Origin of the sequence: Imperialibacter sp. EC-SDR9 (assembly GCF_902498805.1) — a bacterium.
Taxonomy (GTDB): domain Bacteria; phylum Bacteroidota; class Bacteroidia; order Cytophagales; family Cyclobacteriaceae; genus Imperialibacter.
Genome location: NZ_LR701577.1, coordinates 180,460 through 200,959 on the forward strand (window position 1 = coordinate 180,460; position 20,500 = coordinate 200,959).

Genomic DNA, 20,500 nt, shown 5'->3' on the forward strand with positions numbered 1-20,500 from the left:
TATGAATCATCTTTCAGCTGCTGTTGTGGGCCTTCTTGTCTTTGGTGCAGCTTGCACCGCTCCAGTCGAAAAAGCAAGTATTAAGATTGAACCCATCGAAGGGCCAACACCCTACACCAGCCTTGATCTGAACAATGACCCCTCTTCATTTCAGTTTGCCATTGTTACTGACCGCACAGGCGGCCACCGGGACAATGTGTTTGAAGTGGGCCTAAGCAAGCTTAATCTGCTACAGCCTGAGTTTGTGATGAGTGTGGGTGACTTTATAGAAGGATATACGGAAGACGAAGCCCGGCTGGATGCTGAGTGGACGGAATTCAATGGTTTCATTGATTCCCTCACCATGCCCTTCTTTTACGTGCCTGGCAACCACGACATCACCAACAAGGTGATGTATGACAAGTACAAAGCGATTTTTGGGAAGGACTATTACCATTTTGTATACAAAGACGTGCTGTTCCTCTGCCTCAACTCTGAAGACAACTATCGTGGGTCGGGCAAAGGTACCATTGGTGATGAACAATATGAGTGGATTGAGAAGACACTGGCAGCCAACGCAGACGTGAAATGGACGCTGGTGTTCATGCATCAGCCCCTGTGGAACCAGCAGGCAGAAACCCTTCGCTGGCCAGATGTTGAAAAACTGCTTGAGCCGAGAAAACATACCGTGTATGTAGGCCACCACCACAGCTACGTGAAATACGAAAGAAATAATGGCAAATATTTTATTCTGGCTACCACAGGAGGCAGCAGCCGACTGAGAGGCCCACAGTTTGGGGAGTTTGACCATGTGGTGTGGATCACTATGACCGACAACGGACCCATCATGGCTAACCTGGAGCTTTCGGGCGTTTGGAACGAGAGCGTGGTGACAGAGCAGTCGAGTAACTACTTCAGGCCACTTTTTAATGGGCAGCCTGTGCGCATATCGCCGATGTTTACCGACGGCAGCACGTTTTCAAACGGCACTACAGAAATCCGTCTCACCAACGACAGTGATGCCCCAATGGACGTTAGTTTTGAATTGGCTGCTAACAAAGATCTTACTTCCAGCATTATCCGTCAAAGTCTCACCATAGCTCCGAATTCAGTAGAAATAATTCCCCTAAAGCTTAGTGGAAAAGCTGCCCCGATTGCTACACTGGAGCCAGTAGAATTGAGAGGAACGGTCACCTTCCACGGCGAGGGCATGGCGGACGTCACGATGGATGTAACACAAAATGCCCGTCCGGCCAAAAAGGAATACATTTCAAAGGGCACCAGCAAGACAATAGATGGCAAACTTGACGACTGGGCGGCCCTCCCATACTCAGAAATCGAAATGTACACGGAAGCCAATCCCTTCTCTCACAAAGGTGGCAAGGCTGACGGCTCGGTTCGGTTCGGAATCAGCTACGACGACCAGTTCCTTTACATTGGCGCCGAGGTAACAGACGATGAACTGCTGGCAGTGGTCTCCTCAAGGCCTTACAACCAGGATGCCTTTCAGGTAATTATCGACGGCCGCAGCGAAAATATCAGCTCTTTCGGCACAAGCCTTTCAGGTGTGCTGTATATAGGAATGAGCCCCTATGTGGACGGTACTGACAACACTACGCCCTTTACCAGCGGCAACAAGCCTGAAGGAACGATTGGCGTAACAACAAAAACGGACACGGGTTATGCCATTGAGTTGGCCATCCCGCTAAGCTACCTTGGCGAGCAGCAGAGTGGCGACTGGAAAACCGTCCGGATCAACGTGGGTGTGAACGACTTTGACAACGACTACAGCCACCGCACCAACCTGTGGTGGCAGCCCGACTGGCGTGGAGCTGCCAACTACCCTGGCTCGGGCACCTTCTTTAGAAAATAAACACGGTTAATAATTAGAATGAGGAAAGAGCCTGCCGGAAGGTGGGCTTTTTTGTTCAAAAAACGTCATCACATTGGAAACTCCGACATATCGTTGGAATAAATGATTTACACCTCCTTTTCGGATGGTTTCGGCAAAAGAGCTATTTTTGTTAAAACCCTGTCCAAATGGTAGACTATAAAAAGATCATCCAAAGGAACCCAAACAAAAGATTCGGTAAGCCTTGTGTACGAAATACAAGGATTACCGTATATGATGTGCTTGGCTGGCTAGCTGCCGGAATGGGTTTCAACGAAATTCTCGAAGACTTTCCCGAGTTGACACTGGAAGACATTCAGGCCTGTCTTGCCTATGCAGCAGACAGAGAGCATAAGCTTCAGCACAGTGCATGAAGCTATTGTTCGATCAGAATATCTCTTTCAGGTTGGTGAAAAAGCTTGTTGACTATTTCCCCGCCTGTCTCCATTTAAGTCACTGTGGCTTAACCGACATGGAAGATTCAGATATTTGGGCTTACTCAAAAGAACATGGCTTCACCATTGTCACTTTTGACGCCGATTTTTATGATATTAGTGTGATTAACAGCCATCCACCAAAAGTGATTTGGATTAGAACAGGCAATCTCTCAACTAATCAAATAGCCCAGCTTTTAATCAACAACTACTCGACGATAGAAAGTTTTTTACTGCAAGAAGCGTATAAAGAAATGGCCTGCCTTGAGTTGGAAGCCGACAACAACAGCTGACCTCGCTTTATCGTCTTGACCCCAGCCTTATTGGCATACTTGAGTACCCCGCAAGAAATTGAATACCAATATTGCCTGCGGAAACGTGGGCTTTTTTTGTTACTTTCTATCAAAAAAAAGCATAGCCCAACCTCCCATGAACGCCATTGCATCCATCAGAAGCAAATACAATAACGCCGCTTTCCTTATAGGCAACGGGCCCAACTTACGAAGCGGTATTATGCCATCCTGGAAGGATTTACTGAAAGCAGCTTCACCAAAACCTATTCCCTTCGCCCTGACAGGACTGACTAATACAGAGATATATGACCTGATCGAGTTGTACGCAAACGACCCTGTCAAAGTGAAAAATAGAGTGAAAGCTGAGTTGCAATTGACAAACAGTGATGACCTGCGTGTCCATAAAAAAATCATGGAATTTGCCAGGTCAACAAACACACCAGTGCTAACAACGAACTTTGACACGGCTTTCGAAGAGTCCGTAGGGGCAAGGCCATTTCACATTGACTCAGATGGATTTACCCGATTCTACCCCTGGAAAACCTACTACGGCTTCGAACAAATGACTACTCCTACTCACGGCTTTGGTATTTGGAAGATTCATGGCGACATAAACTATCGGGATAGCATCAGGCTGGGACTCGGCGACTACATGGGGAGTGTGCAGCGAGCTAGAAGCCTCATCACCAAAGGGCGACGCAGGCTTTATAAAGAAACACTTCTGTCGAAATCGTGGCAAGGCGAGCAGACCTGGCTCCATATCTGGTTCCACAGCCCACTCATCATTTTTGGCTTTGGCTACGAACCCGACGAGGTGTTTCTCAGGTGGCTGCTAATTGAAAGGAAAAGGTATTCCATCAAACTCAGATATGCCATGGATGTTTGGTATGTAACGAAAGGTGCGCCCAGCCCCTCAGTGAAAAACTTAATGGAAAACCTTGATGTGAAGATTCATTTGGTGGAAGACTATTCGGATATCTACGACGGCCTTTCTGATTGATATTCTTTGATTTACCGCAAGTATTTTCGTTCCAAATTTACTGAATTAATACCGGCTATTTCCTCCAATTAAACTAAAGCGACCATTACGCAATATAAAGGGTAAAAATATGTTCTATTTCCACAACAAATAAATCAACAACCACGTCATGAACAAATCGCTCAGCCTCACTATCTTTCTTTCACTTCTGTCCCTGATTTCTTTTACCTCACACGCCCAGTTCTCAAAGGGAACAAAGCAGGTTGGAGGAAATTTGAAGTTCTACCGAACAGTGGTGAACAACGAGTATACGACACCTGTTAGCTTCGTACAACAGTCTATCAACGAAAACAGCGAGATTAAAATACTTCCGAGAGCGGGATTTTTTATATATGACAATTTCAGCGTCGGCGTTTCAGTGGGCTTCGTAAACAACCAAACCCGCACCAAATCCTCGGCACCCCAATTTAATATTGACCAGAGAACGGCATCAAATCTCGCAGCAACACAGATTTTTGGCAGGTATCATGTAAATATTACTGACCACTTGATTTTGTTTGGGGAGGGCTTTGCCAATTTAAACTTTGGAAAAGGGAAAACGACGGTTGTGGGGAATGAATATGAGGAAAAAGTACTTGGGTTCGGTGTTGGTGTGAAACCTGGCATTATCCTCATGATTAGCGAAAAAATAGGGCTAGAAACTTCCATTGGCCTTCTGGGCTATCAACAAGAAACCAGAAAGCCTATTGATCGCCCCGAATTGCCTATTGGAAACACTAATACTCAACGGGACTACGGTCTATCCCTTTCTCTTGCGACCCTCGACTTTGGTATGCAGTATTACTTCTAAGCCCATACAATGGCGACTTTTTGGGAAAGCCAGAAAACTTTCTAGTTTCGAAGCCATAAAATAGCATTGCTGCTTATGAAAAAGATGCTTGTTGCTTGCTTTGTCATTTTCTTTGCCGGGTTCTTTATCAAGTTCTTTCACATTCACTACAATGCAATTGTGATGCTGGCAGGTCTTTTTATATTGCTTGCCGCTAGCCTGATTGCCATTAGCAAAAAAGAAAACAATGTGAACGGATGGGCCAACCTTGCCTCCGCTTTCTGGCTGGCCATGCTGCTGTTTACAATTAAGTTCTACCCGTTTGTATCGGTCGTACTGGCCCTGGCAGTTGTTTTCACTTTAGTTGCCGTTCTCACAACTGCAAAAAGAAAAACATGGAAGACATTGACGTTCCCGGCAATGTGTTTAGCGCTCGCCCTTACCTTCCACTTAATGCCTGCCAATAGTAAGTACCACCTATTGAATATCCGGTGGAGTTATGAAATCGATACAGACTTCCCCACATGGGACAAATACGCATGGTTTCTTTACCAAAATGGTAAACACGATGAAGCCCTGAATGCTTCAGCCAAGGCACTGCAACTAGCCACGGAAGCAGGTGAAGCAGAATGGGCAAACTTCATTGCCGATCACAAGAGCAGGATTGAGCAAGGGTGCTGGACGACGTTTCGCTGAAAGCCGTGCTGAGGCGGCCTTCTGTTGATTATCACAAGTCGCTTTACACTTTTCAAAAGTAATCTGCGATATTTGTAGCCTTATACCTGCTTAAATGTTGTACAAATTGCGCTTGTTTCTCGCTGTCCTGGTACTGGGTACCCCCCTTCAACTCATTTCCCAAAATCAGATTTGGGGCACGGTGGTGAGTGCCGAGAATGGCGGACCAATTCCCTACGTTAACTTAGGTGTGGCGGAAAAGAACATAGGAACTGTATCAGACGAGAAAGGGGAATTTTCTTTTGATATCGGGCAGATTGCTCCAAGTGATTCTGTTATCTTTTCAATTGTTGGATACAAAAGAAAGGCTGTAACATTGCGTGAGCTGTTGGCAAACCTCTCGCCGCAAAAAATAGAACTCAGGGAGCATGTGATTAAGCTGGCAGAGGTTGTAATCGAAGTCGATCCATCCAACAGCAAAGTATTGGGAGTTCAGCGGGTTTCCGGTAAAAAATTTGGCTTTGTCGGAGGCATTGGTGCCGGAGCGGAAATATCTCGTAAAATGAGGATATCCCAACCGTCTGTACTGAATACGGCGTCAATATACGTTAAGAATAAAAAGGATCAATCGTTCAAGCTTCGGCTGAATGTATACACCGCTGATCCCAAAGAAGGGTCACCGGGACGATCATTACTTAGCCAGTCAATCATTTTAGAATCTGACCTGCAAGAGGGTTGGCTGAGCTACGATTTCAAGGAGCCTGTTGTGGTCAACCATGCATTCTACATTTCCTATGAATGGGTCGAATCCAATCTTCAGAATCCGATGATCGCTCTCAGGGGCAACAACCTTGACGAAAGAGTGCGGGTGAGACCAGTGAGCATGGGGAAGTGGATAATGGGAGGAAACTACGATTTTGCTATTCGCTGCGAGGTAATGAATGACTGAGCAAGCCAACATGACAATTCCACCTCCCCTCACCTCATGCCCATGATGAAGAAAACGATAGGACTTTCCCTTCTGGTGGTTCTTTGCGAGTATGCTATTTACGTGTGGTCGGGCGATGTATCACCCGAGCCAGGCATCTACTTCCAGCTTGCAGCACGGTATTCTGCCAGGGTTTCATTTTTACTTTTTGCAGGTATCCTTTGCTGGACGGGCATCAGAGGGCTGAAGCACATTTATGCAGAAGAGCAGCGTCGGCAATTGTTCGTCAGTTTACTTTTTCTACTGGCCCTCAACCATCTCATCCATTTCTACTTTCTCGCCATGAACTTTGAGACAAGGGGCATGGAGCTGCGTGAGTTCAAAAATTTACCGGGTGCCGTTGCCTACATTGTATTGACGCTCTCCCCTTTCTTTCTATGGAACAAAAAAGAGCTAACAAGAAGCCGCTACCAAATTATCATCTCAGGCTTTGCGCTGGTTACAGCCTTGTTTATTGGTACGTATGTCAAAAGGTCTTTGCAAAATTTGGAGATTCCTATGTCAAACTACCTTATTGTTGGTAATCTGGCCATACTGACTTCGCTGGTGATCATCAACATCTTCAGAATACGCTCCGAAAAAAATCTCAAATAGTTCACGGCATATACCCACCAATTTCAAGAAAATAGAGTCATTCCGACAAAATTCTTTAAAAATGAAAATCACCTTTTTGGCAAGCGCTGTCCTTCTATTTCACAGCCTGTCAGCGCAAGAGTCTCTCACAAAGCCTTTTAAGGATTGTAATATCGACGGCAGTATCACCCTCTTCGATTACAACGCCAAAAAATGGATTTCCAGCGACATCAACGATAGCCATGTGTCCACTTTGCCAGCCTCCACTTTCAAAATCATCAACACCCTGATAGCGCTGGAAACAGGCGTCGCAAAAGATGAAAACCATTTGGTAAAATGGCCCGGAACCACCGACACGGTAAAGTATGGCTACCGGCCAGACATTTATTATGACATCACTATGAAAGAGGCCTTTCGGCTTTCTGCCGGATGGGCCTATGTGGAAATGGCAAAAGAAATTGGCAGAGAACGCTACGAGCACTTTCTGAAAGCCAGCCGCTATGGCAATGCCGATGTCTCCATCAACGACCCCGATTTCTGGAACTTTGGTTCGTTTGCCATTTCGCCAGCCAACCAAATAGAAATCCTCATTGGAGTGTACGAAGAGACGCTGCCATTCTCCAAACGCTCTTTTACCATCCTGAAAGAGATGATGATAGAAGAGCAAAACGAAGGCTACACCTTACGGGCCAAAACCGGCTGGACACGTGACGGCGGAAAAGATACCGGCTGGTGGGTTGGGTACATTGAAAAGGAAGACAATGTCTATTTCTTTGCCACCCGGTTGATAAAAGACAGGAAGGTACCGAACCCAAATTTCGGAAGTTGCAGAAAGACGATTACGAAGCAAATTCTGACTCAGCTAAAAATGTTGCCTTAGTTAAAGTTCAATTTGTGAGGTTATGGGTTGGTTACTCTACTGACTCTCCTATAGTCATTTTTCATCTCCCACGACTGGCCTTTTGCGGCCACCTGAGCTTCCTGCCGGAACTCATACCCTTTTGTTTCTTCTAACTCCTTGCGAACACAAAAGAAGTCTTCAAAGTTTATTCAGAATTCAGCAGCTACCTTACATCAGTAAATGTTCTAAATACTAGAAACAAGTAAGAGCTGCCAGAAAACGTCTTTGGTATAGGGCGATATGTAGTAGAAAGAAACCGTTCTGAAGTAAAATGAATCAAATCACAAAATTTATTCTGAGTATCCTATTTCTAGTGCCTTTGGTAATATCAGCCCAAAACAGCGCCATCACAATATCAGGATCGATAAAAGACGACAAGTCACAATCGACACTGGCTTATGTTAGCGTCGTGTTGAAAACTGAGGCAGATAGTGCGTTTGTGTCAGGCACCATCACCAACGACGAAGGGTTATTTGTGCTCACCGGTGTGAAACCAGGAAAGTATATATTGGAAGCCTCTTATGTTGGTTACAAGCCTGTAAAGCAACCGCTCTTTGTAGGTAGCCTGAGTAAGTTTTTGGAGGTGGCGCCCATCATTTTGCATGAAGATATAGAAACATTGAACGAGGTGGTTGTCACAGGTCAGCAAGATGCGGTAAGTGAATCGCTCGACAAAAAGACCTTCGCAGTGGCCGACAACGTTAGCCAGGCGGGTGGCTCGGTGCTCCAGGCCATGCAAAACCTACCCGGGGTGACTGTACAAGATGGTAAGGTGCTCTTGCGGGGCAATGATCGGGTGGCAGTGCTCATCGATGGCAAGCAAACTGCCCTGACAGGCTTTGGCTCTCAATCGGGACTGGATAACCTGCCGGCATCGGCTATCGAGAAAATTGAAATCATCAACAACCCTTCCTCCAAATACGACGCCAACGGCAACGCAGGCATCATCAACATCATTTACAAAAAAGACAAGCAGGAAGGCTTCAACGGAAAAGTCGGACTTTCATCAGGCCTGGGAGCGCTTTGGGTCAAAAATGAGAACCTGCCCACCATCCGCCCTCAATACCAGGCAACGCCCAAAATCAATCCGTCGCTATCTCTTAACTACAAAAAGAACAAGGTCAACACCTTTTTACAAGCTGACAACCTCTACACGCATACCCTCAACAAAAATGAATTCGTCACCAGGGCCTATGACGATGGCACGGTGATCTACAACCAAACAAAGCGTAACAGGGACACCAACCTCTTTTCAGGCAAAACTGGCATGGACTGGAATATCGATGATGCCAACAGCCTCACTGTGTCTGGCTTTTTCAGTAGTGAGAAAATTCTTGATCGTGGCGATGAGCCCTTTTTCGAAGGAGACCTCAGCAACCGTTACAGACTCTGGCAGTTCCTGGAGGATGAGCTAAAAACAACCGTGATGGCTACTGCTGCCTATCAGCACAAATACAAGCAGCCGGGTCGACTCCTGAACATCGGCTTCAACTATACTTACCATCGAGAAAATGAGCAGTACTTCTTCGATAATATTCTGCCGGAGTCAACTGGAAGGGATGCCTTCAAGCTCATCTCCGACGAACATGTGGCCGATTTCAACCTAGACTACGTGCAGCCCCTACAATACGGCCGCTTTGAAACAGGCCTTAAGTTTCGCAGGCGAACCATCCCAACCAACATGCAGTTCTTTCCGGGACTCAACTCCCCTATCGACTCAGCTGCAGGTGGTTGGGCCAATTACGGGGAGCTAATTCCCGCAGTGTATGGTAACTACGTCTTCGAAAACGAAAAGTATGAAGTGGAAGCGGGTGTACGGATGGAGTATGTGAAGATTGACTACAAGGTAAACCCATATCACCCCACATACAAAACCAGCGGGTACAACTATACTCAGCCCTTTCCTAACGTGCGCCTGGCCTACAAGCTTAACGACAACAACAAACTGTCGGTCTTTTACAACCGCCGTGTTGACAGGCCCAACGAGGTCGACATCAGGATCTTTCCCAAGTATGACGATGCAGAGATCATCAAAGTGGGTAACCCGGGGCTTCGGCCTCAGTTCACCACAAATTATGAGCTGGGCCATAAGGGCAGTTGGAACACGGGCTATTTGTACTCATCCGTTTACCATAAGCAAATGGACGCCACTATCACCCGCATCGGAAGCATTGTGCCTGGCAGCGTACTTATCTACAACATCTTTCAAAATGCCGGCAAAAGCTACAATACGGGTTTTGAAGTGCTGCTTTCTCAAAACCTGGACAAATGGGCCACTATCAACTTGAGTGTGAATGGCTACCAGAACATCATCGAGGCCTTTACGGTAACCAACCTTTATCCTGAAGTGAACGTGTTCACGGCTGCCCGGCAGGAAATCCTTTCAGGAAACGTAAAGCTGAACAGCGTCTTTCACCTGGCAAAGCAAGTGGATATTCAGCTAAGCGGCACTTACCTCGCCCCTGACATCATCCCCCTGGGAACCATTGGCACCCGCTTTTCGCTGGATCTGGGTGTAAAGAAATCAATGCAGAAAGGAAGAGGTGAGCTTTACGCCAACGCCACTGACTTGCTCAACACCATGAGAGTGAAGCGGGAGATTCAGGGCGATGGTTTCAAGTACTTGGCTACCGACTACTACGAAACCCAGGTGGTGAGAGTGGGGTATAGTTATAAGTTTTAAACTTCTTCAATAGCAGAAGGAAAATGCACATCAACTCCTTTTTGGATTGATGCTCAAAAAGAAACCCTGATCCCCGAAGACCAGTAGAAACCTGGATGAAGCTCTTCGGTGTAAGTGCCTGCATCGCTCGTAACCCTGGAAGGATTGACGGGGAATGCCCATGTAGCCTGCCCAAACAAACGCCAGTTGCCAAACCTGTACGTGATCCGCATGGCCGCCTCATAATCCAATATCTTGAAGCTGTTTGACTCAAGAACAGAAACAGATGTGGCAGACCCCTGCCCCGATGGCCCGCCACCTTTCCCTTTGGCAGCACCCTTGCCCGTTTGTGAGCTTCTGTAAGTGTAGTACTCGCTGTAGTACTGTTGCGTTCCGGCATTGATCATAACCAGAGGAGTCAGCCGCAAGCGGCTTTGCAGCATGTAGAAGGTCCGGTTGATCTCTGTGCCTAAAAACACATCCGTATTATCTGAAAAGCCCAGGTTTACATCGGCGTGTAACACGAATGCAGAGAAATCGTAGGCGGCATAGGCACTCAGATAAGTTTTCATTTCCGACTGAACCGTGTAGCTAAGGTCGCTGAAAAAGTATTCAGAAAGAGAGACGCCCGCCAGGAAGTTTGTACCATAGTAATCGTATCCTCCAGAAAGAGTGAGCAGATCGATTCTACCCTGATCACTCGCTGTAAGATATGATAATGCCCCACTTGCAAAAAAGCCGGAACGATGTATGTACTCAACAGCTGCAGAAAGGTAAGGCGCTTTGACAGAGTCAGAACGGCCCATATACAAATAGTCGCTGGTGTATTTGATACCTATCTGCACCTCTGATCTACCTGGTATGGAGTCGGTTTGCGCAGCTACACTCTCTGACAGTAGTTGAGTTGCCAAAAAGAGTATCGGAAGAAGATATTCAGGCAAGGTTTTCATAAACAGCGGCATTTTGACCCCCTATAAGAAAGAATCGGTATGATCGACACTCATGCCAACCATACCGGTTCGGCAGGTTTACCCATTCCTGCCTTTATTGCCTCCACCCTTTTCCTTCATCTTGTTACCTTTCATATCCTGGTTACCTTTCATACCCCTGTCCATTTTTTGCATTCGCTTTTCCATTTTATTGCGGAACAGCGACTCGTTTTTGTAGCGTTTGCCATCCATGTCCAGACATTCGCCGTCTCGAAGCCTGATCTGCTTTCCGTTTTTCAAACGCAACATTCCATCAGGGGTAATTGCGCCGCCGTTCTTCAGTTGCAGTGACTCGTTGAGTTGCACCCTTTCCTGATCTCTGATCTGGTACATGTTGCCATCTTGAAGCATCAAATGTTCCTGCAGACGTAATCTGTCCTGATCTTTCACCTGTGCCTGAGCCGGAAACATCATTGTAACCAGCATCAGAACACCTAAGAATTTCATTATTGTTTTCATGATCGTAAGGTTTTGTGAGCGATAGTTGAAAAGAACACTCACCCAACTATAATGGCTACCATCGTTTTGGCTGATTCCTTTTTTGCCGGGTCAATTTTCTTTTCTTTTTTAATTTGCTAATGCTAAAATTCTACCAATCCACGATTTAAGTCAGTGACTTTTAGCACATAGTGACTGCTTTCTTCCAGCGAAAGTGAGTTCTTTCAACAAAAAGAAAAACGACACCACATATCTTTCCCTCATGCGCAAAGCTTCTTGCCTACCACCACTATTTTCAATTCTTATCATCAACTACAGCTATGCCCAAAATGCCAAGACTGCCAAAGATGAAGAGACGATTAAGGAGGTTGATCGAGAGAGAAGTAGATGCGCTGAACAGAGACCCTGATTTGGAGGCTTATCTCTCCTGCTTAATGGAGTCTGAGAAAATTCAGTTAGGGCCTTCGAACGACAAAATGACTATGGGTTACGACGCTGTGAAGGCAGATGCACAAAGAGTGATTCAGAATTATGATGGTAAGTCCAACCCCAATACATGAGCGTTTGCTGAAGGGGCATAAGGTAAATTGAAACACCGCTTTTGCCAGCTGCCTGCAAACCCCCAACACGTCACAAGGCACCTTCACAGACGTCTCCAAAAGCAACTACCTGGAGAATGTAAAAGGCGAATGGAAGATAGTCGACCACAGGTATTTCAATGCGCCGGAGAGAAAAGAATAAGCGTTTCCTGTTTGGATGGGTGTATCCTTTTTAAAGCGAGTGTCTCCGCTCACGACGGGTTCAGGTGAATGTCTCCACTCGCCTTTCATATACAGAGCCGTTTTCAAAAAAGCTTGAGATTCCACTCAACCCCCCATCTCATTCTTCCTGCCCAAACCAAACTGATCGCCGGCTTTGGTGGCCTTGCCATCTTTCATAAAAATCTCCACCATTTTTTCGCTGGACACCGTATTGTAGTTCTCGTCTTTCAATAAATACAGTACTTCTCTCTTCACCGGATCGATCACCTCTCCACTGGAAGGATAGGCATATTTACCATCGACGCTAAAGGTAATCCAGCCGGGCATGTCGCTCAGCGGAATGGTTGTTAGCTGCTGATAGGGCGGCTTGCCGCCAAAAATGTGAATGCGCATATTGTGGCCATCGCTGATCCAGATTTCTTTTTCGTCCGGCGTCAGGGCAATACCATGCGCAGGGTTACCGTGACGGCGCACGGGGCCTTTGTCCCAGCCCAGCACCTGTACGCTGGCCAGTTTCTCCCCCGTTTTCAGGTCGCCCACCTCAAAGCCCAGCAAGTCGTTGACGTTCACAAACACCAGCGATTCATCGCTGTTTACCGTAAAAGGCCTGATGCCGGCACTAAAGGGCCCGATCTTTTGAACTACTGTATGGGTTTTAGGGTCGGCTACATGAAGTTCAGGCGACCCAATGTCGGCCATGTATACCTTTTTGCCAGATGGCCCATAAATAGTGTTGTGCGCTCTTGAGTGTATTTTTATTTTGGCTATTATGTCACCGCTTTCGCAGCTTACCACATTCCAGAAGTCTTTTTCCAGCGACGGTAGGTACATCGTCATCCCATCAGGGGAAATAGACATGCGGTCGCAACCGCCGTCGTATTTTCGCTCCCAAACTACTTTTTCTGTTGCCAAATCAATTCGCTGCATTGATTCAAGGGTGGAGATATAGACACTATTGAGCTGGACACTTACATCAATGCCTTTGACATTGGAAGGGGTTCCGTTTTCATGAAAACCCTGCGTCTTAATGCGTTTAACAAACTTATGGTTATTGTCCACGTCAAAGACAAGCAAGCCATGTCCGCCGTAGCCTAGATAGTCTCTGATGCCGGGAGTAGCCACATACAAAAAATGCCCTGTTCCTCCGGCTGGTAACACTTTCTTTGATAAATGATCCACAGGCATCACCCAGGCGGTAGCGAACAAGAGTATGAAAAGGACGGTGACAGACAGCAGTTGGCGTTTCATAGTGGTATTATTTGAAAAACGGGCTATTTTTAAAGTTACATCTTCCAGACTAAACTTGGCAACAATCTCTTATTGTATTGCACTTAAATTCCACTTCCGCATAAAAAAAGGCGAGAGCTTCCTCTCACCTTTATCTACCACTATTACTATGCTGTGATTTCTTCGTTTCAGCAGTCCGTCTATTTTTTTCTAGACGGCCTCAATTGATCGCTTGTACAAAGTGTAAAAAAGAAAAGGCAGGAAGCCGAACCCAAAAAGAAAGCCCCCGCTAATAAGCACCGCCCCTGAACCTTCCAAATGAAGCATATTGAGAATACTGCCAAGTGCCAGCATCATAAAGCCCACAGCTCCTACTATCCATTTCATTTTTTCCGATGGCGAATAAGTCCCGCTAGTCTTCAAATGGCTTACCAAAAGGAGCGGAGCAAACACAAACGCAGTAACCATAATACTACCGAACAGCAAAATAGAAGCGCCCGGCAAATGCAACGATTTGAACACGACGGACAATGTAAGCCCCAATGAGGAAATGAATCCGGTTAGATAAGTAATTCGTTTCATATTAGTGATTTTATTAAAGTTGAGAACAAAAAATACTTCCTCCTGTATTTCATCAAAACCATTCGGCGTGGTTTGCTGAAATGCTTTTTGATAGGCAACCTCAAAAGACACACCCTGATCCATGTCTTCTTCTATGAGGCAATAAAAGTGGTCGATGAGATCATCCTGCACTTCTTTGCTGGAAATGCTACTTTCCTTCACTTTACCAGTGATAAAGTCTAATTGGTTGTCAGTAATCATGCCCTGGCCGGTTTACTATTTGGTTCGAACATGATGCTCTCAATGGTTTTCAAAAAGTCCATTAACTCCGACACCTTTTCCCTCTTGGCTTCATTTCCTTTTTGAGTGAGTGCGTAATACTTCCTGACCCGTTTGCCTATACTCACTTCTTCGGTAGTTACCGTGCCGTCCACGAGCATTTTGTGAAGGGCCGGGTACAACGAGCCATCTTTGAGTAGTATCTTACCTCCAGTGAGCTCCTTCACCTTTTGACAAATTTCGTAACCGTACATTCTGCCATGCTCACTGAGTAACCTCAAAATGATCATGTCGATGGTACCTTTCAATAGTTCTTTTGAATACATAGTACAATAATACATAGATATATGATATATCAATACTATAGGTATATTTTTTTTGAGTACTAGATTGTCACTGACGAATTATTTTGCTGTCTCCCCTACTAAAACGTTCATCAACCCCAATAGAAGCTTGAAGAAAATATGGAGCAGGCGGCAGCCTAACCCATGCAACAGACCACCAAATTGGTTAATTTGGACGTTCTGCGACGATAGTATTAGCATGGTTTAACATTCATATCGTGCGTGCTAATTGGTTAGGCGGCTTTGAATGTGAATTGTCAATGGCCGGGAATCGTTAACTTTGTTGCCAGATAGAACCGAAAACCAGGTAAAAAACAGATGATAAGCAAAGATCCAAAAAAAGACGGTCTGGCTGGAAGGGTGACAAAACTGAAGGATTCAGAGCAAAGGAACAACCCACTCCACGGAGTAAGATTGGATGCTATTTTGGAAGAACTGGTAGCCAAGCTTGGGTGGGAAGAACTGGGTAAAAAAATTAACATTCGCTCTTTTAACTACGATCCCTCCATTAAGTCGAGTCTTGCCTTCCTGAGAAAAACGCCCTGGGCAAGAGAGAAAGTGGAGCAGCTATACCTACGTGTGATCAAAAAATGAAATGAGGGTTTGTGTAGCGCAAAGCAAGCCGATTAAAGAGGACATCGTTGCCAATATTGAGCAGCACAAAAAGCTCATCCACCTGGCTATTTATAGCAAGGCAGATGTCATCGTTTTCCCTGAGTTGTCGATCACTGGCTATGAGCCAACCCTGGCCAGGGGCTTGGCTATGGACGCCAGCGATACAAGGCTTGATAGCTTGCAACAGATAGCCGACCTGCATGCGATAATTATCGGAGCAGGCATCCCAATGAAGTGTCGTAATGGCATCAACATCACGATGGTACTTTTTCACCCCAATGCACAAAGGCAAACCTATTCCAAACAGTACCTCCACGCCGATGAAAAACCGTTCTTCGTAAGTGGGGAAAATAACGCCACGTGCATAAGAGGCTCGAACGTTGAGTTAGCGATCTGCTACGAAATATCGGTACCTGAGCATTCGGCCAATGCCGGCAAAAATGGCGGCAAAATCTACCTGGCCAGCGTAGCCAAATCCGCTAAGGGAGTGAAAGCAGCCCACCAAACCCTGTCTGGCATTGCTGCAAAGTATGGCATGACGGTTTTGATGGCCAATTCGGTGGGGCCAAGCGACGATTTCGTGGGAGCCGGTGGATCGGCCGTATGGAACTCTGATGGCATTCTACTGGAAAAAATGGACTCAGAAAGTGAGGGGTTTTTGATCCTTGACATAGAGACTCAAGAAACTTTTAAGGTTGTTTAAAAAGCTAGCTGATAAACCCTTCCTGGTTCCACCCAGATAATTCACCTCCCACTTTTCAGCATCTACTTTGTATCTTCATCTCAATGGATCGATACACCCTACCAACTAGTTTACCAAAAGGCCTTTCATGGCTTACTTTGATATTGTCCACCGTGGCCTGCTCTCCAAAAAAACAGTCAGATATCAACTGGCCCGAATACAATGGTGGCCCTGATCGGAATCACTACTCTGAACTAACCCAATTCAACAAAGAAAACATCAATCGCCTGGAAAAGGCATGGGAATACAGCTCAGGTGGTGCCGACACCACCAAAAATCAAACGCAGATTCAGTGCAACCCCATCATCATTGATGGCATACTCTATGGCGTTTCGGCAGGTTCGCAGGCTTTTTCGTTAGACGCCGCTTCAGGGCAGGAATTATGGAAAACCAACTTCAATGACAAAACCTTTTCCATGACCAGCCGGGGTGTTACGTACCAGGCTGACGAAACAGGAAAGCGGATTTTCTTCGGCTATGGGCACCTGCTTTACTGTCTCGACGCAAAAACTGGAAAGCCTATTTCCTCTTTTGGAGACAATGGAAAAATCGACCTGAAGCAAGGTTTGGAACGCCCAACTGCCGACGATTACGTCGTGTACAACACGCCCGGTGTCATCTTCGAAAACCTGTTGATTACTGGTGCACGTGTGCAGGAAAACTCCGCAGCCTTGTTGGGCGATGTGCGGGCCTTTGACGTTCACACAGGTGAGCTGACCTGGACTTTCAAAACGATTCCGGAAAACGGTGAATTTGGTAGCGACACCTGGCCACCCAACGCCAGGCAAAATACAGGCGGTGCCAACTCCTGGATGGGCATGGCCATCGATAGGGAAAATGAAATAGTGTATGTGCCCACCGGTTCGGCTGCGTTTGATTTCTATGGTGGCGACCGGGCAGGCGACAACCTCTTTGCCAATTGCCTCCTCGCCCTCAATGCGAGAACAGGCGAGCGCCTCTGGCATTTTCAAACCATGCACCACGATATTTGGGACAGAGACCTCCCCGCTCCGCCCAACCTGATCACGCTGGAAAAAGACGGTCAGCAAATGCAAGCAGTGGTCCAAATTACAAAGCAGGGCTACGTTTTTGTATTCAACCGCCTCACCGGGGAGCCACTGTTCCCGATAGAAGAAAGGCCCATGATTACAGTTGGAATGCCCGATGAGCAAGTGAGCCCAACACAGCCCTTCCCCACCCTGCCCGAACCTTTTACCAGGCAGTCGTTTACGTTAGCTGATGTGCGAACCGATGCTCCCGACCGGGAGGAGATTCTCCGGCAACTCAGCGAAGCAAAAACAGGTCAGGCCTATATTCCTCTGACTGAACAACGTACCATCTTCTTCCCTGGCACCGACGGTGGTGGTCAGTGGGGAGGTGCAGCCGCTGATCCTGAAGGCGTGATGTATGTTCCAGCCAAGGAAGTTCCTGTATACTCTTCGCTTACCGACGCCCCGCAACAACAAGCTTTGACGTCGGCCGGTACTTTGTACCAACTTCATTGTGCTTCATGCCATGGCAAAGACATGACCGGCGACCATAGTGGTGCCTACCCATCTCTGAAAGGTTTTAACAAGCGAAGAACTACTCATGAAGCATACAGTATTATAGAACGAGGCCGGGGAATGATGCCTGCTTTCACACAACTAAGCAGCGAGGAAAAGCAAGGTATTGCCGACTACATCATGGGAATTGCCGACAAAGCATTGACGTCTTCCTCCCAATTGCCGGGCTCGCCTTACAAGCACACTGGCTATAACCGGTGGTATTCTGAAGACGGCTACCCAGTAAATACACCGCCTTGGGGAACCCTGACGGCTATTGACCTGGCTTCAGGAAGGAGAAAATGGCAGGTGCCATTGGGTGAATTTTCTGGCTTCAAAGCGCAGGGATTGCCAGCTACCGGCAGCGACAACTACGGCGGGCCGCTGGTTACCGGCGACCTCATTTTCATAGCTGCCACACCCGATCAGAAATTTCGGGCGTTTGATAAATTGACAGGTGAACTGGTTTGGGAAACGGATCTTCCGGCGGCAGGCTATGCATCGCCTTCTACCTACTCGGTGAATGGAAAGCAGTACGTCGTTATTGCGTGTGGCGGTGGCAAGCTGAGAAGTCGTTCAGGAGACAGGTACGTCGCTTTTGCCTTGCCAGACTAGCTAGTCTTCATATAGCTTCAGTCGACTCCTTACCTGGCTGAGTTCCGTCTGCAGCGCCTCAATCTTGTTCAGCAAATTGAATACGACATCGATGCCTTCTATGTTGACATCCAGCTCATGATGCATGCGGATCATCTTTTCGACGGCATTCATTTGGTCTTCATGAATATACTGCGTTTGCTCAAGCGTCTCGATCTCGATCAACCCAATCTCTCCCAGGCCAATAAAGAAGGTGGTCTCCACTTTATAGTGCTCGCAAAGTGTTTCTATTGGTATGTGGGTATCGGTTTTCATGGTCTTCTCAATTTAGCAAGTTCGCTCAACAATTCCTTCTCTTTGCTGGTCAGGTTCGTGGGTATGGAAATCTGATAAGTCACATACAAGTCGCCAAACGCTCCCTCCTTTTTGTAGACAGGAAAGCCCTTTCCTTTCAGTTTCACCTTCGATCCATTTTGGGTTTCCGGCTGCACCTTCAATTTCACTTTTCCATCGAAAGTATCAATGGTGATTTCGCCACCTAGCATCGCTGTGTACAAATCGAGGTCAACCATAGAGTAAAGGTTATCGCCATCGAGTTTGAATTTGGTATCGTTGGTAATAGCAAAGGTGATGTAGAGGTCGCCTTTTGGCCCACCGTTCATTCCATCACCTCCATGGCCTTTGATCTTGATTACCTGCCCGTCTTTAACGCCAGCGGGGATTGTCAATCTTATCTTCTTGCCATTAACGGTCAATGTCTGCTTCTGCGTATTGTACACATCACGTAAACGCAAGTGTAATTCAGCATGATAATCTTGTCCTTTGAATTTCACACTGCGCCCACCCGTTCTACCGGCACCGCCTCCGAACATTGATTCAAAAAAATCTGAATAGTCTTCTCCGCCAAAGCCTCCCGCAGTCTGCTGCTGGGTACTTCCTCTCCTTTGCTGCTGCTGTTGCGCTTTCGCCTTTTCAAATTCTTCCGCATGCTTCCAATCCTTGCCGTAAGCATCGTACTTCTTGCGGTTTTCCGCATTGCTCAGCACTTCGTTCGCCTCGTTCACTTCCTTGAACTTCCTCTCCGCCTCTTTATCGTTGGGATTTACGTCAGGATGATACTTCCTTGCCAGTTTGCGATAGGCATTCTTTATTTCCTTCTCTGTAGCTCCTTTTTCTATCCCAAGAAGCTTGTAATAGTCTATAAATGCCATTTACGTGTGTATTCTAATTGCTTTCCAAAATATCACTGTAAATATCTGATGGGGCGCCTTTCTTTTAGCTGACTAGCGTCATTCATTCCTGAGATTCTCGTCAGCTGGTATTAAGCAATCCATCACAAGCAATATCATAGAAAGTTACGTCACACAAGCCGAGCTTAACAAGCACATTTTATCGGCCTCTCTGATATTCAACTTCTTTGAGCTAACTTGGTATAGAACATCAATATATCTATGAAACCTATCCACCTACTGCTCTGGTTTTGCTGCTACTTCCTATGCACGTCCTGCCAGGATAAAACACGTCCAAACGAGGACAAAGGTGAAGAAACGACTAGTGAGGCCTCAAGCAGCCGGGAAGATGGCGATGGAAGTAAGGAGTTGATCCCCATTTCGTCCTCCGATTCATTGCACATCAATGGCCTGATCAATCAACTGACTGGTATAGAACGTTTTGCAGTAGAGAATAATTTCAACCTGTTTGCCAGCCTCTTACAGCATGCCAACGACGGCAGTTTTGATCGGGTCAATAACATTCTGGCCAGTTCGACTGATTGGTTACAGACGTATGAAATAATTGCCTTGGATAAAACAGGTGGTTATATCGAATATGCTCCCAGAGGTGCCGAAGTCACCTATAGTATGACGTATTGGAACTTAAAGGATGGCACAAAACTAATAGCAAAGGTTGAAAAAGGCTGTGGCCCTGTATGCGAGTCTGAAATTCATTTTTCAAAATATTTCAATGGCATATCTTCTATTCAGAAAACTTCGGACATCATCCCCACATTCGACACTTTAAAACCGCTACTGATAGCCAAGTACCCAAGCGACTGCGACCCTTGCGAATTTATTTTCCATCTTCCACGCAAAGGGAAAAACATCACGCTTTGTGAAGAAAGTGATGCCTCAGGTGAGAAATGTATTGTCCTTGTTTGGAAAGATGGTGTTTTCGATGTTGAAAGTTAGGTAGCAGTTGGATTTG

22 protein-coding genes are annotated in these 20,500 nt (G+C 46.4%); 15 read left to right on the forward strand and 7 right to left on the reverse strand.

What is annotated here, in order from left to right:
* Nucleotide 1: 1 nt before the first annotated feature.
* From GC130_RS06420 to GC130_RS06465, 10 genes are all read left to right on the forward strand, one after another.
* Nucleotides 2-1,852 carry a sugar-binding protein gene (locus tag GC130_RS06420; protein ID WP_151997451.1) on the forward strand — a complete coding sequence of 617 codons (1,851 nt, stop codon included), beginning with the start codon at nucleotides 2-4 and terminating at the stop codon, nucleotides 1,850-1,852.
* A 167-nt stretch (nucleotides 1,853-2,019) separates the two neighbouring features.
* Complete coding sequence (locus tag GC130_RS06425) at nucleotides 2,020-2,244, forward strand: DUF433 domain-containing protein (RefSeq protein ID WP_151997452.1); 225 nt, start codon at nucleotides 2,020-2,022, stop codon at nucleotides 2,242-2,244.
* Entirely contained in the window at nucleotides 2,241-2,597 is a 357-nt protein-coding gene (locus tag GC130_RS06430; RefSeq protein ID WP_151997453.1) for a DUF5615 family PIN-like protein, read from the forward strand. The genes GC130_RS06425 and GC130_RS06430 overlap by 4 nt, the downstream gene beginning before the upstream one ends.
* 136 nt (nucleotides 2,598-2,733) lie before the next feature.
* The gene (locus GC130_RS06435) at nucleotides 2,734-3,597 is read left to right on the forward strand and encodes an SIR2 family protein (RefSeq protein ID WP_151997454.1); all 864 of its coding nucleotides are present in this window, start codon (nucleotides 2,734-2,736) and stop codon (nucleotides 3,595-3,597) included.
* Between the two features lie 148 nt (nucleotides 3,598-3,745).
* Nucleotides 3,746-4,426, forward strand: a complete 681-nt coding sequence (locus GC130_RS06440; protein WP_151997455.1) for an outer membrane beta-barrel protein — start codon at nucleotides 3,746-3,748, stop codon at nucleotides 4,424-4,426.
* Nucleotides 4,427-4,501: 75 nt separating this feature from the next.
* Nucleotides 4,502-5,101, forward strand: coding sequence for a hypothetical protein (locus tag GC130_RS06445; protein ID WP_151997456.1), 600 nt, complete (start codon nucleotides 4,502-4,504; stop codon nucleotides 5,099-5,101).
* Nucleotides 5,102-5,195: 94 nt separating this feature from the next.
* The gene (locus GC130_RS06450) at nucleotides 5,196-6,029 is read left to right on the forward strand and encodes a carboxypeptidase-like regulatory domain-containing protein (protein ID WP_151997457.1); all 834 of its coding nucleotides are present in this window, start codon (nucleotides 5,196-5,198) and stop codon (nucleotides 6,027-6,029) included.
* Between the two features lie 42 nt (nucleotides 6,030-6,071).
* Complete coding sequence (locus GC130_RS06455; protein WP_151997458.1) at nucleotides 6,072-6,662, forward strand: hypothetical protein; 591 nt, start codon at nucleotides 6,072-6,074, stop codon at nucleotides 6,660-6,662.
* Nucleotides 6,663-6,723: 61 nt separating this feature from the next.
* Complete coding sequence (locus GC130_RS06460) at nucleotides 6,724-7,521, forward strand: penicillin-binding transpeptidase domain-containing protein (RefSeq protein WP_151997459.1); 798 nt, start codon at nucleotides 6,724-6,726, stop codon at nucleotides 7,519-7,521.
* 292 nt (nucleotides 7,522-7,813) lie between these two features.
* Entirely contained in the window at nucleotides 7,814-10,225 is a 2,412-nt protein-coding gene (locus tag GC130_RS06465; RefSeq protein ID WP_151997460.1) for a TonB-dependent receptor domain-containing protein, read from the forward strand.
* 53 nt (nucleotides 10,226-10,278) lie between these two features.
* Here GC130_RS06465 and GC130_RS06470 read toward each other — a convergent pair whose 3' ends face one another.
* Both GC130_RS06470 and GC130_RS06475 read right to left on the reverse strand, forming a co-directional pair.
* Entirely contained in the window at nucleotides 10,279-11,154 is an 876-nt protein-coding gene (locus tag GC130_RS06470; RefSeq protein WP_151997461.1) for a hypothetical protein, read from the reverse strand.
* Nucleotides 11,155-11,232: 78 nt separating this feature from the next.
* A complete protein-coding gene (locus GC130_RS06475) occupies nucleotides 11,233-11,652 on the reverse strand; it encodes a DUF6799 domain-containing protein (protein ID WP_151997462.1) in 420 nt (139 codons plus the stop codon).
* A 326-nt stretch (nucleotides 11,653-11,978) separates the two neighbouring features.
* Here GC130_RS06475 and GC130_RS06480 point away from each other — a divergent pair, with 326 nt between their 5' ends.
* On the forward strand, nucleotides 11,979-12,191 hold the full coding sequence (locus GC130_RS06480) for a hypothetical protein (protein ID WP_151997463.1): 213 nt from the start codon (nucleotides 11,979-11,981) through the stop codon (nucleotides 12,189-12,191).
* A gap of 306 nt (nucleotides 12,192-12,497) precedes the next feature.
* On the opposite strand, the gene GC130_RS06485 is transcribed toward GC130_RS06480, so the two are convergent.
* The 3 genes from GC130_RS06485 to GC130_RS06495 all read right to left on the reverse strand — a co-directional run bounded on the left by GC130_RS06485 (nucleotide 12,498) and on the right by GC130_RS06495 (nucleotide 14,785).
* A complete protein-coding gene (locus tag GC130_RS06485) occupies nucleotides 12,498-13,640 on the reverse strand; it encodes a YncE family protein (RefSeq protein WP_151997464.1) in 1,143 nt (380 codons plus the stop codon).
* Between the two features lie 189 nt (nucleotides 13,641-13,829).
* A complete protein-coding gene (locus GC130_RS06490; RefSeq protein ID WP_151997465.1) occupies nucleotides 13,830-14,441 on the reverse strand; it encodes a hypothetical protein in 612 nt (203 codons plus the stop codon).
* A complete protein-coding gene (locus GC130_RS06495; RefSeq protein ID WP_151997466.1) occupies nucleotides 14,438-14,785 on the reverse strand; it encodes a PadR family transcriptional regulator in 348 nt (115 codons plus the stop codon). The genes GC130_RS06490 and GC130_RS06495 overlap by 4 nt, the downstream gene beginning before the upstream one ends.
* A gap of 336 nt (nucleotides 14,786-15,121) precedes the next feature.
* Between GC130_RS06495 and GC130_RS06500 the strand changes: the two genes are divergently transcribed.
* The 3 genes from GC130_RS06500 (at nucleotide 15,122) to GC130_RS06510 (ending at nucleotide 18,319) form a co-directional block, all read left to right on the forward strand.
* Entirely contained in the window at nucleotides 15,122-15,397 is a 276-nt protein-coding gene (locus tag GC130_RS06500) for a VF530 family DNA-binding protein (protein ID WP_151997467.1), read from the forward strand.
* A 1-nt stretch (nucleotide 15,398) separates the two neighbouring features.
* The gene (locus tag GC130_RS06505) at nucleotides 15,399-16,121 is read left to right on the forward strand and encodes a carbon-nitrogen hydrolase family protein (RefSeq protein ID WP_151997468.1); all 723 of its coding nucleotides are present in this window, start codon (nucleotides 15,399-15,401) and stop codon (nucleotides 16,119-16,121) included.
* Nucleotides 16,122-16,204: 83 nt separating this feature from the next.
* A complete protein-coding gene (locus GC130_RS06510) occupies nucleotides 16,205-18,319 on the forward strand; it encodes a PQQ-binding-like beta-propeller repeat protein (protein ID WP_151997469.1) in 2,115 nt (704 codons plus the stop codon).
* Here GC130_RS06510 and GC130_RS06515 read toward each other — a convergent pair whose 3' ends face one another.
* Both GC130_RS06515 and GC130_RS06520 read right to left on the reverse strand, forming a co-directional pair.
* A complete protein-coding gene (locus GC130_RS06515) occupies nucleotides 18,320-18,613 on the reverse strand; it encodes a chaperone modulator CbpM (RefSeq protein WP_151997470.1) in 294 nt (97 codons plus the stop codon). It abuts the gene before it with no gap.
* On the reverse strand, nucleotides 18,610-19,509 hold the full coding sequence (locus GC130_RS06520; RefSeq protein WP_151997471.1) for a J domain-containing protein: 900 nt from the start codon (nucleotides 19,507-19,509) through the stop codon (nucleotides 18,610-18,612). Before GC130_RS06520 ends, GC130_RS06515 begins: the two co-directional genes overlap by 4 nt.
* A 240-nt stretch (nucleotides 19,510-19,749) precedes the next feature.
* On the opposite strand from GC130_RS06520, the gene GC130_RS06525 reads away from it, so the two are divergent.
* Nucleotides 19,750-20,484: a hypothetical protein gene (locus GC130_RS06525; RefSeq protein ID WP_151997472.1), complete on the forward strand. Its 735-nt coding sequence runs from the start codon at nucleotides 19,750-19,752 to the stop codon at nucleotides 20,482-20,484.
* Nucleotides 20,485-20,500 lie beyond the last annotated feature (16 nt).

Excerpts from the sequence above, each read along its gene's own strand:
- GC130_RS06465 (WP_151997460.1), top strand. The coding sequence starts at position 7,814 with ATGAATCAAATCACAAAATTTATTCTGAGTATCCTATTTCTAGTGCCT.
- GC130_RS06445 (WP_151997456.1), top strand. The coding sequence starts at position 4,502 with ATGAAAAAGATGCTTGTTGCTTGCTTTGTCATTTTCTTTGCCGGGTTC.
- GC130_RS06425 (WP_151997452.1), top strand. The coding sequence starts at position 2,020 with ATGGTAGACTATAAAAAGATCATCCAAAGGAACCCAAACAAAAGATTC.
- GC130_RS06430 (WP_151997453.1), top strand. The coding sequence starts at position 2,241 with ATGAAGCTATTGTTCGATCAGAATATCTCTTTCAGGTTGGTGAAAAAG.
- GC130_RS06440 (WP_151997455.1), top strand. The coding sequence starts at position 3,746 with ATGAACAAATCGCTCAGCCTCACTATCTTTCTTTCACTTCTGTCCCTG.
- GC130_RS06520 (WP_151997471.1), bottom strand. The coding sequence starts at position 19,509 with ATGGCATTTATAGACTATTACAAGCTTCTTGGGATAGAAAAAGGAGCT.
- GC130_RS06510 (WP_151997469.1), top strand. The coding sequence starts at position 16,205 with ATGGATCGATACACCCTACCAACTAGTTTACCAAAAGGCCTTTCATGG.
- GC130_RS06460 (WP_151997459.1), top strand. The coding sequence starts at position 6,724 with ATGAAAATCACCTTTTTGGCAAGCGCTGTCCTTCTATTTCACAGCCTG.
- GC130_RS06515 (WP_151997470.1), bottom strand. The coding sequence starts at position 18,613 with ATGAAAACCGATACCCACATACCAATAGAAACACTTTGCGAGCACTAT.
- GC130_RS06435 (WP_151997454.1), top strand. The coding sequence starts at position 2,734 with ATGAACGCCATTGCATCCATCAGAAGCAAATACAATAACGCCGCTTTC.
- GC130_RS06455 (WP_151997458.1), top strand. The coding sequence starts at position 6,072 with ATGATGAAGAAAACGATAGGACTTTCCCTTCTGGTGGTTCTTTGCGAG.
- GC130_RS06485 (WP_151997464.1), bottom strand. The coding sequence starts at position 13,640 with ATGAAACGCCAACTGCTGTCTGTCACCGTCCTTTTCATACTCTTGTTC.
- GC130_RS06470 (WP_151997461.1), bottom strand. The coding sequence starts at position 11,154 with ATGAAAACCTTGCCTGAATATCTTCTTCCGATACTCTTTTTGGCAACT.
- GC130_RS06505 (WP_151997468.1), top strand. The coding sequence starts at position 15,399 with ATGAGGGTTTGTGTAGCGCAAAGCAAGCCGATTAAAGAGGACATCGTT.
- GC130_RS06490 (WP_151997465.1), bottom strand. The coding sequence starts at position 14,441 with ATGATTACTGACAACCAATTAGACTTTATCACTGGTAAAGTGAAGGAA.
- GC130_RS06495 (WP_151997466.1), bottom strand. The coding sequence starts at position 14,785 with ATGTATTCAAAAGAACTATTGAAAGGTACCATCGACATGATCATTTTG.
- GC130_RS06450 (WP_151997457.1), top strand. The coding sequence starts at position 5,196 with ATGTTGTACAAATTGCGCTTGTTTCTCGCTGTCCTGGTACTGGGTACC.
- GC130_RS06475 (WP_151997462.1), bottom strand. The coding sequence starts at position 11,652 with ATGAAAACAATAATGAAATTCTTAGGTGTTCTGATGCTGGTTACAATG.
- GC130_RS06500 (WP_151997467.1), top strand. The coding sequence starts at position 15,122 with ATGATAAGCAAAGATCCAAAAAAAGACGGTCTGGCTGGAAGGGTGACA.
- GC130_RS06525 (WP_151997472.1), top strand. The coding sequence starts at position 19,750 with ATGAAACCTATCCACCTACTGCTCTGGTTTTGCTGCTACTTCCTATGC.
- GC130_RS06480 (WP_151997463.1), top strand. The coding sequence starts at position 11,979 with ATGAAGAGACGATTAAGGAGGTTGATCGAGAGAGAAGTAGATGCGCTG.
- GC130_RS06420 (WP_151997451.1), top strand. The coding sequence starts at position 2 with ATGAATCATCTTTCAGCTGCTGTTGTGGGCCTTCTTGTCTTTGGTGCA.